Origin of the sequence: Tigheibacillus halophilus, assembly GCF_042683165.1 — a bacterium.
Classification (GTDB): domain Bacteria; phylum Bacillota; class Bacilli; order Bacillales; family Amphibacillaceae; genus Tigheibacillus; species Tigheibacillus halophilus.
Genome location: NZ_JBHUIZ010000013.1, coordinates 25,066 through 41,361, shown reverse-complemented (window position 1 = coordinate 41,361; position 16,296 = coordinate 25,066). Strand labels below are relative to the sequence as shown.

Genomic DNA, 16,296 nt, shown 5'->3' with positions numbered 1-16,296 from the left:
TTTCTCATTCCTATAAAAATCCTCCACCGGCTCCCGTATCATTTCGATATTTGAGATAACGGATGAAGTGCATAATGAACACGGTGAATGCCGCGAAAAAGCAGATACCCGATATGGCGCCGAACAAAGCTGGCCCCATCCATTCCGGAAAGTGTGTTGCCCATCGTCTGGGGGTACTTAATGCACCGGAAACGAGGAACGAACCGCTCACACCGATAATTGCCATGGCATACAAGCACGCGGCTATTTTATCCAAACGACTTGGCTTTACATCGCTATCGGATTTGGACAAATAATACATGAAAGAAATAATCATCACCACCGCTCCAAGCCCCATATACATATGAAAATGCCCCGGAACCCATTTGGTGTTATGCATAACATGGTTCACGACGATCGTCGCATCGATAATTGCTGGAACGACGCCGATGACCCAGCCAAACATCGATAAAAAGGCAAGGCCGCTGGCCATATCCCATTTGATACCCGATTTATAAACAATCATCAATGCACCATAAGCGGTGACAACGAGTACTGGCAAGCCATTTGCATAGGAAAGAACTTGCCCCATGATCAGCATCCATTTCGGCATAACAGAATCCATCAACATATGATGGGTATAGATGAAAAGTGTAAAAGTAGTCGACATCGTCCAGGCCACCAGAAAGGATTTACTTGATTTCCACGGCCGGTTCGTATATCTCGGTAAAATTTCATATACAGCGATGACACCCATGTAAATGATGGCATTGGCAAAAATATGTCCAAACGCGTACGTCAGATTTTTCGCCAGCAACGGATCGAATGTAAAAGATGGATTGATGACATTAATCATATTCATGATCAAGACGATTCCGCCGGCAACAAGCGCAGTCGTATTGACAATAGTGACCATCGTACTGGCCACTACAGTGGGAGGCGCTGCATCCTTTTCAGACTTTTCACCTGAAATAACATCCCATCCCAGCCCTTTTCCAAGACTGCCATATTTTTTAATGATTGCGCGACCGATATCAATGTAGATGAGCAAAAATCCTATTCCCAGTATCAGCATCCCGGCGAGATATAATAGTGCGCCAACTGCGGACCAAGCATTGCCCGATAAAGCTGGAAGCGGGTAAAGAAATGTCCACGCACTGGCATATTTAAAAGAAAACACACCAAGGACAACCATTGCCACCCCGATTAAGAACAAAATTAAATTCGTCATGAAAATTTTGGGAGACAAGGAGACATATTGTGTCAGAAAATACCACATCAACGCGGTACTTGCCAAAGCAGCAGCCCCAACCATGCCGGTTCCATGGATGGTCAAAAACTGGTAAAACGCAGCAGATGACAATTGAATGGCACCGCCTTGCTGCAAAAGCATCAAAACTCCAAAAACAACCATCGCCGCGATAACAGAACCGCCAATGATTAAATAAGTTTTAACCAGTTTGTTATGTGTTTTTATTTCACTATGTTCAACAGGCTTTAAAGTCATTTGATTCATCGTTGCACTCATATACGATCCCCCCTAATCTTTTACGACAATTTTGCCGGTCATCAAATGGTGGCCAAGTCCGCAATATTCCAGACAAAGTACTTCATATGTCCCTGGTTTATCAAATGTGATGTAGACCTTATTGGTGTATCCCGGCATCGCCTGTGTTTGAGCGAGCATTTGATTGTCTTCATTGTAGATGCCAAATCCATGATTGACGTCCTTGCTGGTTACATCGAATTCAATAGGCTCTCCGACCTTGAACTCCGTCTGGCTCATATTCCAGCCGAATTGCATTGCTTCCACATCCACAACAGTCGCTTCTTTGCCCTGGCCATATACTGGCATCTCATAAGGCAAATCACGCAATGTATGGATTGTCATGGCAAACAGGAAAACAACCAACATGGTTGCATAAAATTTTCGGGCTTTGTACCATTTCTTTTTAATCGGATCATATGGTACCCTTTCTTTGGATGCATTCAGCGTCACTACACCGAATACAACAGTAATTAATAGCATAAAGAACAAACTGGTAATCCAAGCAACCGTTTGCACACTCATAAAACACCCCTCCATTTCATTTTCATCATGCATTTTTTCAGGAAACTTCCCCATCCCTTCCAACATATGAAAACGCAACCATCCTATTTGTGATACAAATCACTGGAAATGTCCTGAAATATGACGGAAATATGGCGAACGTATTTTCCCTATTTGCACAGTGATAAAATGTCAGATGAGTAGTTTTTCTATAGCTATGCAGGTTGTTGTTTTTCTTCCAAGTCACTGCAATACATACCCCTCAAGAATCATCCTTCGGCCATTTTGTATGAGCCGGCCGTTACTAGTATCAACGGCATGTAAAAAAGATGACCCCTGTTCAATACAGAGATCATCTTCTGAAAGCTTGCTGGATATTTATTTTTTTTAAAAGGGTACACTTTACTATCCCTACGTTCAGAAATCACCAGACTTCCCTGGCAATTTCAATGACGTGCTGGATCTTATTCCATTGGTCCCCCTCACTGATATCATTGCCTTCTTCCGTGGAAGCGAATCCGCACTGTGGACTGAGACACAATTGTTCCAGCGGCAGGTATTCGCTGGCTTCCTGAATCCTTTTTTTGATGGTAGCTTTGTCTTCTATTTCTCCGACTTTTGTCGTGATCAAGCCGAGCACGACATATAAATCATCCCGGTTCACGTAACGTAATGGTTCGAATCCGCCGGAACGTTCATCATCAAATTCCAAAAACAGACCATCCACATCGAGTTTCCCAAAAATAGTTTTGGAAGCCGCATCATAAGAACCTTCTGCAAAATAATGTGACCGGTAATTTCCACGGCAAATATGCATGGTCACCAATAAGTCATCCGGTCGCCCAGCCAATGACTCATTAATCGCCTTCGCCGCAATTTCCTGCATGTCTTCAGGTATATATCCAAGCTTTCGAATAGCTGTGCGGCCCTTTTCGGATAAATAAGAAGACCAGGAAGTATCATCAAGCTGGAGATATCGGCAGCCCAGATCATAAAATGCCTGTATTGCTTTTTGATATGTTTTCGTCAAATCCGGCAATAGCGCTTCGATATTTTCATAGATGTTTTCATCTATGCTTCCCCGCAGCAGCAGCATGTTCGGACTTGGGATTGTCATCTTCGCAGTATGATCTGGTCCTGTATGCTCCTTCAGAAAACGGAAATGCGCTAACATGGGATGATCGGCTGGAAAATCTACTTTTCCTGTCACACGAATAGAACGATTTCTTGCTTCAATCCCGACAAAGTTCAGACCTATATCCGGATCAAATCCTTCCACACCTTCCAGCCCTTCCAGAAAATCAAAATGCCACCATGATCGGCGGAATTCTCCGTCTGTGATTGCTTGCAAGCCGGCCTCTTTCTGTTTTTCAATCAGTTTGACAATTTCCTCATTTTCGATATCACGCAGCTGCTCTGAGGTGATATTCCCAGAGGCAAATTGGCTTCTAGCTTGCTTCAATCGTTCCGGTCTCAGAAAACTGCCTACTTGCTCCCCTCGAAAAGGTGCCTTTTTCACTGTGTGTATTGTTGTCATCTTCTTCAGCTCCTTTTAAATATTTAGGTTTGTTTGACCATTATTTAGCTGCAGTTGTTTTACAAAATATTTCATTTCTGCAAATAAAAAATTCCCCCGATAAGAAGGAATGAAGAGTGATCGTCATCTTCTTATCTACCAAGCTTGCAGCACTTGTTAGAATTAGCACCTTGTCCGTCAGACACTGGACAGGTTGCTGAGGCGTCTTTAGGCTAGTCCCTCGACCTCTCTGGATAAGAACTTTTCATGAAATTGTTTCATCTATCATAACAGTTCACCCCAAAATTTCAACCATTAGGTTTTATTTTTTAAAAAATATGCTACCTTTAATCGTCAAAAAGGATGCCCTCTTAACAGAGTATACATCCTTTTTGACTCACACTGTCTATATGGTTCTACCGGTGAAAAAAGAAACAGATCAAGCTAATTCCATCGGAAAGATAGGTCTCGGAATATTTTTATAGTCGATATTTTCAATTCGCTGGTATGTCGATCCAGGCGTCATCGCTAAAATATCCAGCTTGGAAATGGCGCTTAGCTCATCGAAGAGATATCCTTGTTTCACGACAATCACATCATAATCTTCTATTTCGACGCCGGCGCGAGTGAAATGATTGATGGTAATGAATGAATCGCCGCGATTCGCTATTATCACATCCAGATTTCCTATGGAAAGTGTACATACTTCCCCTACCTTATCATTTGTAGCATTCAAATACCCGAGCAGATCGCCTTTTGATTTCAATATACCTTCCAACTCGACAGGCTTGCTGTATTCATCCATATCTGTCCCGACCTTGACAGCTACCTTTTCCCCAATCTGATGACCATTCAACTTCTGAAAAGCCTCTGCATCATAAACAGCGGAAACCAATACTTTTTTATCTTTCAAATCACTGTCTCTCAACATTTGCAGGAGCAGCGTGCTCATACCTGGTGCTCCTGCAGTCGAGTTATCACCCGAATCCGATATGAAAACAGGCTTGGATGCTCCTTCAAGTGCCCGCTGGATTGCTTCAACAGGCTCAAGAACCTTTGCCTGAAATTCGAATTCGTGGCGGCGGTCATACACAAATGCTGCCAATTCTTCCGTCACTTTATCGGCAAGGGCTTTATATGCTTCAGACTCTGGCACTACAAAGATGGATGACCTGGTATTTTCCGTATCATTCCAGGCGTGGCATATGAAAAAGTTGGCGCTGATAATGCCTTCCATTTGTTCCAGTTCCTTTAATTTGTTAAATATCGAGCGTAACGGTTCACTTGCTCCGACAGCCTTCTCACCAGGGATAATCATTGGCAGGCTTTTAAAAGATGGCCTGATCTTAGCTTGATGAGCAATCGCATCCACCAGCAGCTGCGCTGAAATACGCTCCACTTCAGGCTGGTCAACATGCGGTACCGTACGATAAGAATAAACGATATTGACATATTCATGGAGATCCTCCGCCAAATTGCCATGAATATCAAGTGTCAAGGAAATCGGAATTTCATATCCTATGTGCTGCCTGATTTCTTTCAATAATGCCAGCTCTCCCGATCCTATTTCCTCTACTACCATAGAACCGTGCAAATGCATCCAGATACCATCGATATCCTTGTGTTTTTCAAGAACGGAAATGAATTTGTCAGCAAAGTGCCGGTATGCTTCTTTTTTTACGATACCAGATGATAAAGCTGTAGCATAAATACTTGGGATGATTTCTACTCCATTTTTTTCAAATACCTCTGTACTGGCAAGGCGTTCTTCTACCTCTTTGCCTTCAACAAGAACAAAGTCATCTACAGTTGTTGGAAATGGATTGAAGGTATTTGTTTCGTGATACAAACAACCAGTAACTATTTTCATTGATAATTCCCCCATTACTTGATTATAGATTTAAATCTTTCACAATATCTGCATGATGCTTGTCCAATTTATAGCAATACAAGATGATTACTTGTAAAACAGTGATCAGGATCGGCAAACTGAGCATCAATGTGCGTATCATCGTTTTCGCACCTTCTGTAATCGCATTCGGATCATAGCCTGCCCAGCTCAAGGCATAAGCGAGGAAACTCGAACCGATCGCAACACCGAATTTTGTTGAAAAACTGTAGCTGGATACAAGCAATCCTTCAGGTCGTGTACCGAATTTCCATTCCTGGTAATCAATGGAATCACCCAGCATGGTCAGTGTGGCCGGGTCTCCGTAGCCAATCAGTACATTTGCCGCAAAGAAAATAATGGAAAACAGAATCATTGATTGACCTTCTACTAGGAATAACGATGCCAACAGGACAGCAGCTAATCCATACATCAGCATACTCGAATTACGACTGCTGAATTTTCTTAAGATCGATAGTGCAAAGAATCCGCCGACTAGGTTTGCTATATTTAACAACGTCAAATAAAATGGTGCCATATTAGGCTCCTTCAACACATAATTGACATAATAGATCAGTACGCCGTTCATGATTCCCATTCTGACGAACCATAAAAATGAATTGGCGGATACAAGCAGCCAGTATTTATTTTTAAACATTTGAACAAGCGATTTTTTAATTTCCGGATTTTTTTGGTCCGGTTTGGCAGTCTGCACTCGTTCATGGCAGTTTTTAAACGTAAGCCAGAAAAATACCACACCTATGACTGAATAGATGCCCATGACGACAGGGAACCCAAGCTGTTGATTGCCCCCACCAAGGAAATTCACAAGCGGTAAGGTCAGTGAGGCGACAATGATGGCACCTACCGACCGTCCGATAGCCCGGTAACTATTCAACTCGCCTTTTTCCTTGGAATTTCTTGACATCAGCGGCATCAATGCCCCATATGGGATATTGATCATGGTATAAACAATCCCAAGCAGTCCATAAGTTATATAGGCATAGACCACCTTTCCAGTGACAGACAAGTCAGGAGTGATGAAAGTGATAATGCTCAATATACCAAAGGGAATCGCTACGTATAATAAATACGGCCGTGTTTTTCCATGCTTGCTCTTTGTTTTATCTACAATGATCCCCATGATCGGGTCGTTGACCGCATCGAAAATGCGTGTGACCAAAAAAAGTGTCCCCGCAGCAGCGGCAGTAATACCAAAGACATCCGTGTAAAAAAATAGCAAGTAACTATTAACCATCCCCCAAACAAAATTAGAAGCAACGTCACCATAACCATAGCTTATTTTTTCCCTGAGGCTTAAATCAGGCAATTTTACGTATTCTTTCCTTAGAGCTTGACCCAACTCATTCACTCCTTTGATTTCCTGTATGGATTTAATCCGCTTTCATTTTTGATGGTTCAATCGCTTTCATTTTCAGCCAGGATGCCGAATGATGGCGCCACCTTGTTCAGTTTGCTTTTCACCAAATAAGCGGCACCGATCATTCCTGCATCATTTCCCAATTGCGCGAGCCTGATATCACATTGCTCACTGATTCTTGGCAGCGCATATTGTTTAAAATAATGAGTGATTTTCTGAAGTAACGGCAATCCAGCTCTTGACAGTCCTCCACCAATAATAACAGCGGAAGGATTGATGATTGTCGCTGCCCCGGCGATCATGAAACCAAGGACATCGGCAGTATGGTCAATGATATGTTCACTTGCCGCGTCGCTATCAGCTGCCAGATCAAATACATCTTTTGCATCCAACCTGCCATTTTCCCGATAACGTATTCCCAAAGGACTATTCGGATATGCCAATAAATGGTCCATCGCCTGGTGCACAATGCCTGTTGCAGAAGCTATTGTATCCAAGCAGCCTTCCCTGCCACAATTACAAGGATAGCCATGCGGCTCCGCAATAATATGGCCAATTTCGGCGGCTGTTCCATTCATTCCGCTTAAAAGTTCACCATTGGCGATCATTCCGCTGCCGACGCCAGTTCCCAATGTGATTGCAATCAAATCTGTCGCGTTGGATCCGCTTCCTTTTTTATTTTCACCCAATGCCGCTAAATTGGCATCGTTTTCAACAAAAACTGGTAAATGGGATAAAAGCTGCAATTGATTACCTAAATCAAAATTTTTCCATCCAATGTTAACCGCTTCATGAACCATACCGGTTTCTTTATCCACAAAGCCTGGTGCGCCGACACCAATACCTAAGATTTCATTTTCTATCGCTAATTTGTCCAAAGTACTTGTGATAGATTTCCATATATCTTCTACGATGTGGCTGCCGTGATCTTTTTTATCCGTAGGGATTTCCCATTTATAAATCACTTCGCCATTTTCATCCACTAATCCGGCTTTTGTCGACGTCCCGCCGATATCCAAGCCGATAATCAATGCTTCCACAGAAAGTTCCCCTTCCAACTATCTGGAATGACCCAAAAAGAACAAATCCATAATGTATTCTTTTTGGGTCGAATCCTTATTTCTTTCTATATGCAACCGATAATCAGTATTTCTTGTCAAGAAGTGACGCAGCCGCATCATCAATGATAAAGACCGCATTCGGATGAGCCCTCAAAATGGCAGCTGGGCAATCTTCATTGATTGGACCTTCAATGGTAGCTTTAACTGCTTCTGCTTTTCTTGTTCCTGATGCTACCAGCAGTACTTTTTTAGCTTCCATCATATCTGCTAAACCAAGCGTCAGCATTTGTGTCGGCGCTTCTTCCCTGGTCAAGTTTTGGTATCCCATCGTACTTTGAATGGTGGATTCATCACTATCCGCAAGAAACAGGCGGGAGTTGAATGAAGTTCCTGGTTCGTTGGCACCAAGGTGGCCATTCACACCCAGCCCTAAAATCTGCAAGTCCCGTGGATATTTTTCAAGGACAGCGTTATATCGCTCGATTTCTGCGTCCAGATCTTCCAGGCTGCCGTCCAGCAGCTCGACAACTTTCGGCTGTTTTTTGATCAGATCATATAGTTTCTGGTGCATATAGGTATACACAGTAAAAGGTTGATCACGCTCTGCTATATATTCATCCAGATTCATCATGATTGTCTTTTCAATCGGCAACTTATCTTCGTTGATTGCTTTAACTAGCAAGTCGAATAAACCATCATAGCTTGCACCTGTAGTTGTATTGATTACAGCGTTTTCATTTTGCTCAATCGTATCCGCCAGTATTTCAAATGCTTTCTGAGACAAAGATTGATAGTCTTTCGTTTGGATGATTTCCATTTGTTATTTACCTGCCTTTTTTTGATATTTTACTAGTTCATGCATCACTATAATTAAACTTAGTTTATATAATAAGCGAAAAATATATGCTTCTGAGCAATTTTACCAACTACAGAAGAAGTGTCAGCTATTTTTATTAAACTAAGCTTAATAACTGTTTAGAGTATAGCACCTGATTAGCAAAAATGCAATACTTCGCCATTAATTTTTCCAACCGCGAAAACAGCATCCTGCTTCCTCCTCGTTAGGAAAAGGACAGTGCGCATCATGACTGGGACCTGGGATATGATTTATCCCCAAGCCCCAGCATGGACTTGAAACATGGTACATTATATTTCGTCATTGGAATATCGTAAAAATTCATTCAGCACAAGTGCACTGGCTCCAATTACGCCACTATCTCTGCCAATTTCAGGATAAACAAGGTGGAACGAATGTTTTAAAGGACGCCAAACGTATTGATCAACCTCGTTGTCAATCGCCTCAGTCAAAGCAGGAAATTCCTGAACCATTGGCCCAGCCAGCAGCACTGCCTGTGGGTTATATATACAAATCACGTTCGAAATAGCTAATCCAAGATAAGTTCTTGCCCGATTGACCAGTCTTACCGCCCAATCTTCTTCTCTCTGAGATGCGGCAAATACTTCCTGTATCGGTTTCTGTACTTGTTTCTCTATTTCAGAAGAGCATACAAACGTCTGCAGGCAGCCCAGTCTGCCACAATCACACATCGTGCCATGCGGATCCAGCGTCATATGGCCGATTTCTCCCAGTGTATTGCGATGACCTCGCAGCATTTCTCCGTCCAGCATTGCCGCCCCGCCAACACCACTGCCTATATAGATACAAACCGAGTCATTGAAATCTTTCATGCTTCCGTATAAACTTTCAGCTAACAAAACCGTCCTTACATGGTTATCCACATATACCACATAATCCAGCTTTTTTTCCAAACGACCTTTTATATCTATATTTTCCCAATGAAACTGCGGGACTCTTAGCAGTCTGCCTTCCGGCCACGTGATGAGACCTGGGATACTAACTCCTATCGCGATAATTTTTTCATTGACAGCATTACCAACTTGATTCAAGAGTAACAGAATTTCAGCTGCTAATTCGTCCAGGACTTGGTGGGCGCTTTTATCCGGTTCGAATGCCAATTGTCGTTTTTTGATAACATCGCCAGTTAACGTGACAACTGCAATTTGGATACCACTCTTCTCCAATTCAACACCAACAATAAACGACCCATTCGGATTTATTTCTAACAGTGTAGCGCGTCTGCCTACTTCGCCCTCTGTCTGCCCCACTTCTATGACAAGTTCGTCATTCATTAGCTCTTTGATTATTTTCCCTACACTTGTATTGCTCATTTTGGTTAAATGAGCAAGCTGGGATCGGGATATTCTCTTATGCTTTTGAATCAAACTCAACAACATGAAATAATGGTATTTTCGTATGCGGCCTTGATCATATTTTAGATTCAACGGCATTTGCATGCTCCCCTTTACTAGCACTGTCTATTATTAATAAACTTAGTTTAACATATTTTTTAATCGTAGAGGGGGCCTGTCATATTAAATAATCATGCAGCCCAGCACTGCGGAAAGCTTTACGACGAAAGCTCAATCAAAATACCTGTCTTGTCATCCAATTTTTTCAAGCGTGGATATATTTTACATTCAGGATCAACTTCCTCACGCCGCTTGACCTCCGTAACCAGCCCCTGGATACCTTCAGAAAATGCCAGGCTCGCAGTCTTCAGCCATGGTTCTGTCCCTTCGAGTTTATGGGGAAGAAATAAACCATCACTCACCAGCAATATTTTTGAGACCCTATTTAACGACACTCTCCCTCGCTCTAGAAAGTCCAGGGCTTCCGTGCTGCCATCAATGACGCTGTATCCCCCAAGCGTATTGGCTTTCAAACGATTTTGCAATAAAATAGGCTCTACCATTTTCCGCAAAGATTGGAGATCCTGACCTTCAGAAGCTTTCTCAGCCCGCTTTGTCGCCATCTTCTGAATTGCGATGGTATCCAGTTCCTGTAATAAATCATAGGTGATCATGCGTATACCGCCTGTTTCATATTGAAGAAAAAGCATGCAATCCGCTGCATGCACGTATTCCAAAAAAGCTCGATCAGAAGATATTTTGATGGCTGCAAGGGCTGCTGAGCTCCTTTTCGTTTTCGAAAGTTCAGAGAAGGATGGCAGGTTTGACTGTATATTCACTTTTCCTGTATAGTACCCAACGTATTTTCTTGAACCTTTTCATTTGCCGCCTTCAGAACAGAAAAAAGCGCCATATCCTTTTCTGCTTGCCTTAAAACCTCTCCAATGGCGTAAGAAGCGATATGTCCTGGTGTGCCATCGAGTCCTGTCGCTCCATCTATCGCAGCGAATATCCCGGCCTTTTCATTTAGGATACAAACATCTTCGTTTACCTTTTTACTTCCTTTTTCGTAAAAATGACTTACCTTCAAACGAAACCCTCCCTTAAACTCCCTTTACAAATAAAGACTGACTTGTTAAAAGAATAACACACATCCAAAATGATGTTGCAAACGCAAACCACTCACAAGCTGCACATAATATTTCTAGCAAATGTTTGTCAAAGCGTATGCATTTTCTTTAGACTCCAATTCGGTTGCATAGAGTCAGAATTTGTCGAAATTTAGAAAACGATAGTTCACATTTGTGTCCTTTAAGACGTGTACGCACTTTCAAATGTAGACCATACTACCTATAAAGGGATGCCAGCGGTGCCTTAAATTTCGACGGTGCATCATTCTGCACGCCATACTATCACCTATCATCATTCTTATGTCCATTACTTCTATCCCTTATTGAATGTAAAGGAGACGTTTGGAATGAGCCAACAAAGCAAGAACAATTTATTTGAAACGATTTATGAGCAAAACAAGTATCGTATTTATCACCAGCTTCATAAGCTTCACACCAAAGACCCGAATAATGATCATTTTTTTGAAATTGGCCTGCACACACCATGGATTGCTCGTGAAAAATACTATGCTGATACAGGTATGATGGCTACATATTTCAATTATGAGATTCGCCGCTTTCTGCTGAATCGCATTCGCGATGAATCCAAGCAGCCACCGTTGAACCCGGAAGCGTTCGACAATGCGGAACAATCGTTCAGCCTCTCATTTTGCGCAGAGGACAGTCTTATCTACAACGCAGATTTTCCTGCCGAATCTGAGCGTGCGTATATATGGGAACGAGTGAGGCTGTTATTAACAGTAAATGAATGGAAATGGGTATTATTCGGATTAATAAAAGGCATGACAGCGGAAAAAATTGCCTTACAGGAAAACACCACCGTAGAAGCTGTAAAGAGCTGGGATATGCAGACTAGAAAGCAGCTCTGGAATGCTTGTTTACAAGCGGCAACGCGGGATGAGATAGATAGTGAGGAGAAATCAGCCCCGCCTTAAACTGTCAACAGAATAGGATTCTATCAGCCCAGCTTCTAGTTTATCCTTTTCAAATACTTGATATAGTGGGTACAAACCTGCATTCCTATTTTTATTCATATTAAATCAATCCGGGAGGTGTGATGTCCTGGTGGAGCGACCAGTATGAACGTTCCATAGGGCGGTTAAACAAATAAGGGAGATGTGAAAATGTATACGAAACGTTTGCAAGTGCATTTTGGACGGCAAGTCCGCCTGGCAAGAAAAAGGGATAATCTTACATTGGACGAATTGGCCAATATTACCGGTCTGGACAGCAAGCATATCAGCCGGCTTGAAAATGGGAAAAAATTAATGAACCTGCGCACACTTGCCATATTGAAAAGAGAGTTGGATCTCAATATAGATCAAATTATGGAAGAATTTTTCCGTTTAAAAGAGACAGAAGAAATAGAGGTTTAAAATGAGGGGCTGGGACAAAGCTAGCCAAAACAACTAAAAATAAGCTATAAAGTGCCATTTCACAGCTAGTTGATTGGAGAGGAAGGCGGCTGACTCCTTGAAAAAGAAATTCACTTTTTCTGTGTGCGATAGGAATGCTGCCGAAGCGTTCCTTGTCCTGCGGGAACAATGGTTTTCGATGGGACGCGTAACCGCAGTCCCAGCACGAGTCTGAAGACCCCGCAGGAAGTGATTTTTTTTAGAAAGTACATGAGGGAAGGCAAGCTACATACGGCCTTTGCGGCCAACGCTTGCGCTCCCCTTGTCGGGGCGCCTGGCGTGCAAATCAACGACATTGCTAAGCTAGATAAAAAAAAGTTGAGCGGTTTCATGTCAGGATGGCACCGCTCAACTTTTTTTATTTCCTGGGGTTTTGTCTCGCCCCCTTCATTTTTTTCAAAGTATACTGGAAAATCCAGGCGAAACATTACTCTTGTCCATTTTATAACTGCGTAATACTTTTATGCTCCACTTTTGCCACGTTTTTCAATAGTGTCTTTTTCTTGGTTGCAGCAATCCACCTGACGGAGACAGCACTGACGATCCCGGCAAATATGACGTATGCAACTATCCAAATCGGGAAACCATCACTTAAGCTCAGCAGATAAGTTGCAATCATTGGAGTCAGGCCGCTGGCAAATATCCCTGAAAACTGGTATACGAATGATATCCCCGTATACCTGAATTTGGGTTCAAATAATTCAGAGAACAAGGCGGCTTCCGGGCCATATACTGCGGCATAAAATATACCAAAGGGAATAATGATAGCCATCCAAATAATACTATTACTCATTCCGGGGGTAGCCATTAACATAAATGCAGGTATGGCGGAAAAACCAGTAACCAAGCTGCCAACAAAATAAGTGCGATATCTGCCGATCTTATCTGAAACATAACCGAACAATGGAATAAAGAAGCACATTACGAACGCAGCTGCAGAAACTCCCAGCAATGCAACGTTGTTTGAAACAGCCATGTTCTGCGTCAGGTAAGTAATAGAAAACACACCCATAATATTAAAGAAAACCCCATCAATATATCTTGCACCCATACCAGCGATGATATTTCCAGTGTTTCCCTTCCACATTTCCTTGAATGGGATAGCGGACTCCACATTATTATCTTTTATTTCTTTGAATTCTGGGCTTTCATCTACGTTTAACCTGATCCACAAACCAATAAATACTAACAAAGCACTTATACCAAATGCGACACGCCAGCCCCAATTCAGAAACTGCTCAGGAGACAGCATAAATGATAATAAACCTACTACACCAGAAGCGAATAAGAGACCGATGGAAAGACCAATTTGGGGAAAACTAGCATACAAACCACGTCTTGATTCTGGAGCGTGTTCATAGGTCATCAGTACAGCCCCGCCCCATTCTCCTCCCACAGCAAGCCCTTGAACCAAACGTATCACTAACAAAATGATTGGAGCAGCAATCCCGATTTTTCCATAGGTAGGCAAAAAGGCTACTAAAGTTGTGCTGATTCCCATAATAGTTAATGTAAGTATAAGCATGCTTTTTCGTCCGATTTTATCTCCAAAGTGGCCGAATACAATCCCTCCTAATGGCCTTGCAACAAAACCAGCTGCAAAAGTCCCAAAAGCAAGCATGGTGGAGACGACAGGGTTACCTGTAGGAAAATACATTTGGCCAAAAACAATCCCTGCAACGACACCATAAAGGAAAAAATCATACCATTCTATGGTTGAGCCTATCAAACTTGACGCGACAACCCGTTTAATCATCTTTTTTTCCGTACTATCCATCTATTTCCCACCTTAAATTCCAGGATTTTAAAATAGAAGCTTACTAAATCAGAAACCGCTTACAATATGTACCTATTGCAAGGAGCTTATTGTTAAGCTCCTTGCAATAGGTGAATTTTATTTCTTCCAGGAGTTGTAATCCAAATGCTTGTATTTATCCAGGAATCTTTTCGGCATATGCAAAGCGTCTTTCCGGAACGGCGGAGCCAGTTGTGTACCATCTACATATATATTCAAAACAGTCGGTTTGCGGTCTTTTAAAGCCTTTTCTACAATTGGCGCCACATCCTCGGCTTTTTCAATCGTATAACCTTTTGCCCCCATCGATTCGGCAACCTCTGCAAAGTTAGGCCCCTCAATATTCGAGCCGACGTAGCGATCATCATAATAATCTACTTGGTTCTTCTTCTCCGCAGCCCAAGAGCGATTATTGAATACACATGCTACTACTGGAATATTTTGTTCCACAGCTGTACTTACTTCGTGCAAACTCATACCCCAAGCGCCATCACCGACAATTGCCACCACTGGTGCATCTGGCTCTGCCAGCTGCGCTCCTAATGCTGCCGGGTAAGCAAATCCAGTATTGCCAAATGTCAATGCTGCGATATGTCTTTTGGTTTGATTGAACTTCAAATACGCGTTAGCTGTTGAGGAAACGTTGCCAATGTCTGAAGATACAATTGCATTTTCAGGCAATGCTTTTGTTAATTCCAGCAAGGCGCGTCGAGGGTTGATCGGATTGCCATCTGCCATGGCCAAATCAACCAGCTCCTGCTCCCATTCCTCTTTTAACTTGCTGACTGTCGCTAAGCGCTCGGATTTTTTCACCGGCGCAGGATCGTCAGCCTGCAGCTTTTCATAAATTTCATCACTTGTTGCTTTGGCATCTCCGATAATACCAACTGCGACAGGGTGTGTCCTGGCAATATGTCTTGGATTGATATCCACTTGGATGATTGCTGCGTTTTTTGGAAAATAATCGATATCATAGCATGGCAAGGTTCCGAAAACAGACAGCCTTGTCCCAATAGCGAGTACTACATCGGCTTTTTTCAACGTGTGCATAGCTGCTTTGGAGCCCATATAGCCAATTGGTCCCACAGCCAATGGATGATCCGCAGGGAATGCATCATTATGCATATAGGAAACTGCCACTGGTGCCGTCAAATGTTCGGCGATTTGTGCAACAGCTTCTACACCATCCGAATCAACCGCACCGCGTCCTGATATAATAACAGGGTGTTTTGCATTTTTTAGTAACTCAACTGCCTGTTTGATTGAAGCTGGATCACCGCTTCCGCGTTTATCAGCACGATACTGGTGCGGCTGTAAAATTTGTTCTTCCAATTCTCCGTAAAACAAGTCCCTCGGTATATCGTATAACACAGGGCCCCGCTCAGCATATGCAATTCGGAATGCTGTCCGCAAGCAATCCGCTACACGGCTTTTATGGGTGACACGCACCGTTTCCTTTGTAATATCTTCAAAAATAGAGACCTGGTTAGCTTCCTGGAAGCCATCCCAACCAATAGTCGGTGTCCCAGCGGAAGGGGATATGATAACCATCGGGGTATGTGCCTGATTAGCTGCAGCCACTGAAGTGACCATGTTAGTGATCCCAGGTCCGTTTTGACCAACGATTACTCCAGCAACACCTGATACACGGGTATAGGCATCCGCCATATGCCCCGCACTTTGTTCATGGCGTACTGGCAAGAAACGGATGCCAGCGGTCGGGAACAAATCCAGCATATCCATGAATGCCGAACCAACAATTCCATATACTTCTTTTACTCCTTCAGCGACCAGGGTTTCTACGATTGCCTCACTTGGCGTCATTTTTACTTTCTGATTAGTTAAAGCGCTTTCAGTCTTTACCATATTT

14 protein-coding genes and 1 riboswitch are annotated in these 16,296 nt (G+C 42.7%); of the genes, 2 read left to right on the top strand and 12 right to left on the bottom strand.

Going from position 1 to position 16,296, the window contains the following annotated elements:
- Window positions 1-10 precede the first annotated feature (10 nt).
- The 10 genes from ACFSMW_RS13650 to ACFSMW_RS13605 form a co-directional block, all read right to left on the bottom strand.
- A complete protein-coding gene (locus ACFSMW_RS13650; protein WP_390356516.1) occupies window positions 11-1,507 on the bottom strand; it encodes a cbb3-type cytochrome c oxidase subunit I in 1,497 nt (498 codons plus the stop codon).
- A 12-nt stretch (window positions 1,508-1,519) separates the two neighbouring features.
- Window positions 1,520-2,050, bottom strand: a complete 531-nt coding sequence (locus ACFSMW_RS13645; RefSeq protein WP_390356514.1) for a cupredoxin domain-containing protein — start codon at window positions 2,048-2,050, stop codon at window positions 1,520-1,522.
- A gap of 403 nt (window positions 2,051-2,453) precedes the next feature.
- Window positions 2,454-3,566: a 5-methyltetrahydropteroyltriglutamate--homocysteine S-methyltransferase gene (locus tag ACFSMW_RS13640; protein ID WP_390356512.1), complete on the bottom strand. Its 1,113-nt coding sequence runs from the start codon at window positions 3,564-3,566 to the stop codon at window positions 2,454-2,456.
- A 128-nt stretch (window positions 3,567-3,694) separates the two neighbouring features.
- A riboswitch (SAM riboswitch) is annotated at window positions 3,695-3,806 on the bottom strand.
- Between the two features lie 178 nt (window positions 3,807-3,984).
- Window positions 3,985-5,415: a M81 family metallopeptidase gene (locus tag ACFSMW_RS13635; protein ID WP_390356510.1), complete on the bottom strand. Its 1,431-nt coding sequence runs from the start codon at window positions 5,413-5,415 to the stop codon at window positions 3,985-3,987.
- Window positions 5,416-5,437: 22 nt separating this feature from the next.
- The gene (locus ACFSMW_RS13630; RefSeq protein ID WP_390356508.1) at window positions 5,438-6,796 is read right to left on the bottom strand and encodes a glycoside-pentoside-hexuronide (GPH):cation symporter; all 1,359 of its coding nucleotides are present in this window, start codon (window positions 6,794-6,796) and stop codon (window positions 5,438-5,440) included.
- Window positions 6,797-6,852: 56 nt separating this feature from the next.
- A complete protein-coding gene (locus tag ACFSMW_RS13625) occupies window positions 6,853-7,854 on the bottom strand; it encodes an ROK family glucokinase (RefSeq protein WP_390356506.1) in 1,002 nt (333 codons plus the stop codon).
- Between the two features lie 103 nt (window positions 7,855-7,957).
- Window positions 7,958-8,692 (bottom strand): glucosamine-6-phosphate deaminase, encoded by a 735-nt coding sequence (locus ACFSMW_RS13620; RefSeq protein ID WP_390356504.1) that lies wholly within the window; start codon window positions 8,690-8,692, stop codon window positions 7,958-7,960.
- A 329-nt stretch (window positions 8,693-9,021) separates the two neighbouring features.
- Window positions 9,022-10,185 carry an ROK family transcriptional regulator gene (locus ACFSMW_RS13615; RefSeq protein ID WP_390356502.1) on the bottom strand — a complete coding sequence of 388 codons (1,164 nt, stop codon included), beginning with the start codon at window positions 10,183-10,185 and terminating at the stop codon, window positions 9,022-9,024.
- Between the two features lie 119 nt (window positions 10,186-10,304).
- A complete protein-coding gene (locus tag ACFSMW_RS13610; RefSeq protein WP_390356501.1) occupies window positions 10,305-10,760 on the bottom strand; it encodes a hypothetical protein in 456 nt (151 codons plus the stop codon).
- Between the two features lie 161 nt (window positions 10,761-10,921).
- A complete protein-coding gene (locus ACFSMW_RS13605; protein ID WP_390356500.1) occupies window positions 10,922-11,176 on the bottom strand; it encodes a hypothetical protein in 255 nt (84 codons plus the stop codon).
- A 387-nt stretch (window positions 11,177-11,563) separates the two neighbouring features.
- Between ACFSMW_RS13605 and ACFSMW_RS13600 the strand changes: the two genes are divergently transcribed.
- Together ACFSMW_RS13600 and ACFSMW_RS13595 are read left to right on the top strand one after the other, a co-directional pair.
- Entirely contained in the window at window positions 11,564-12,151 is a 588-nt protein-coding gene (locus ACFSMW_RS13600) for a sigma-70 family RNA polymerase sigma factor (RefSeq protein ID WP_390356498.1), read from the top strand.
- A 189-nt stretch (window positions 12,152-12,340) separates the two neighbouring features.
- A complete protein-coding gene (locus ACFSMW_RS13595; RefSeq protein ID WP_390356496.1) occupies window positions 12,341-12,592 on the top strand; it encodes a helix-turn-helix domain-containing protein in 252 nt (83 codons plus the stop codon).
- A 481-nt stretch (window positions 12,593-13,073) separates the two neighbouring features.
- Here ACFSMW_RS13595 and ACFSMW_RS13590 read toward each other — a convergent pair whose 3' ends face one another.
- Both ACFSMW_RS13590 and xsc read right to left on the bottom strand, forming a co-directional pair.
- Complete coding sequence (locus ACFSMW_RS13590; RefSeq protein ID WP_390356495.1) at window positions 13,074-14,408, bottom strand: MFS transporter; 1,335 nt, start codon at window positions 14,406-14,408, stop codon at window positions 13,074-13,076.
- A 117-nt stretch (window positions 14,409-14,525) separates the two neighbouring features.
- A complete protein-coding gene (xsc, locus tag ACFSMW_RS13585; RefSeq protein ID WP_390356493.1) occupies window positions 14,526-16,292 on the bottom strand; it encodes a sulfoacetaldehyde acetyltransferase in 1,767 nt (588 codons plus the stop codon).
- Window positions 16,293-16,296 lie beyond the last annotated feature (4 nt).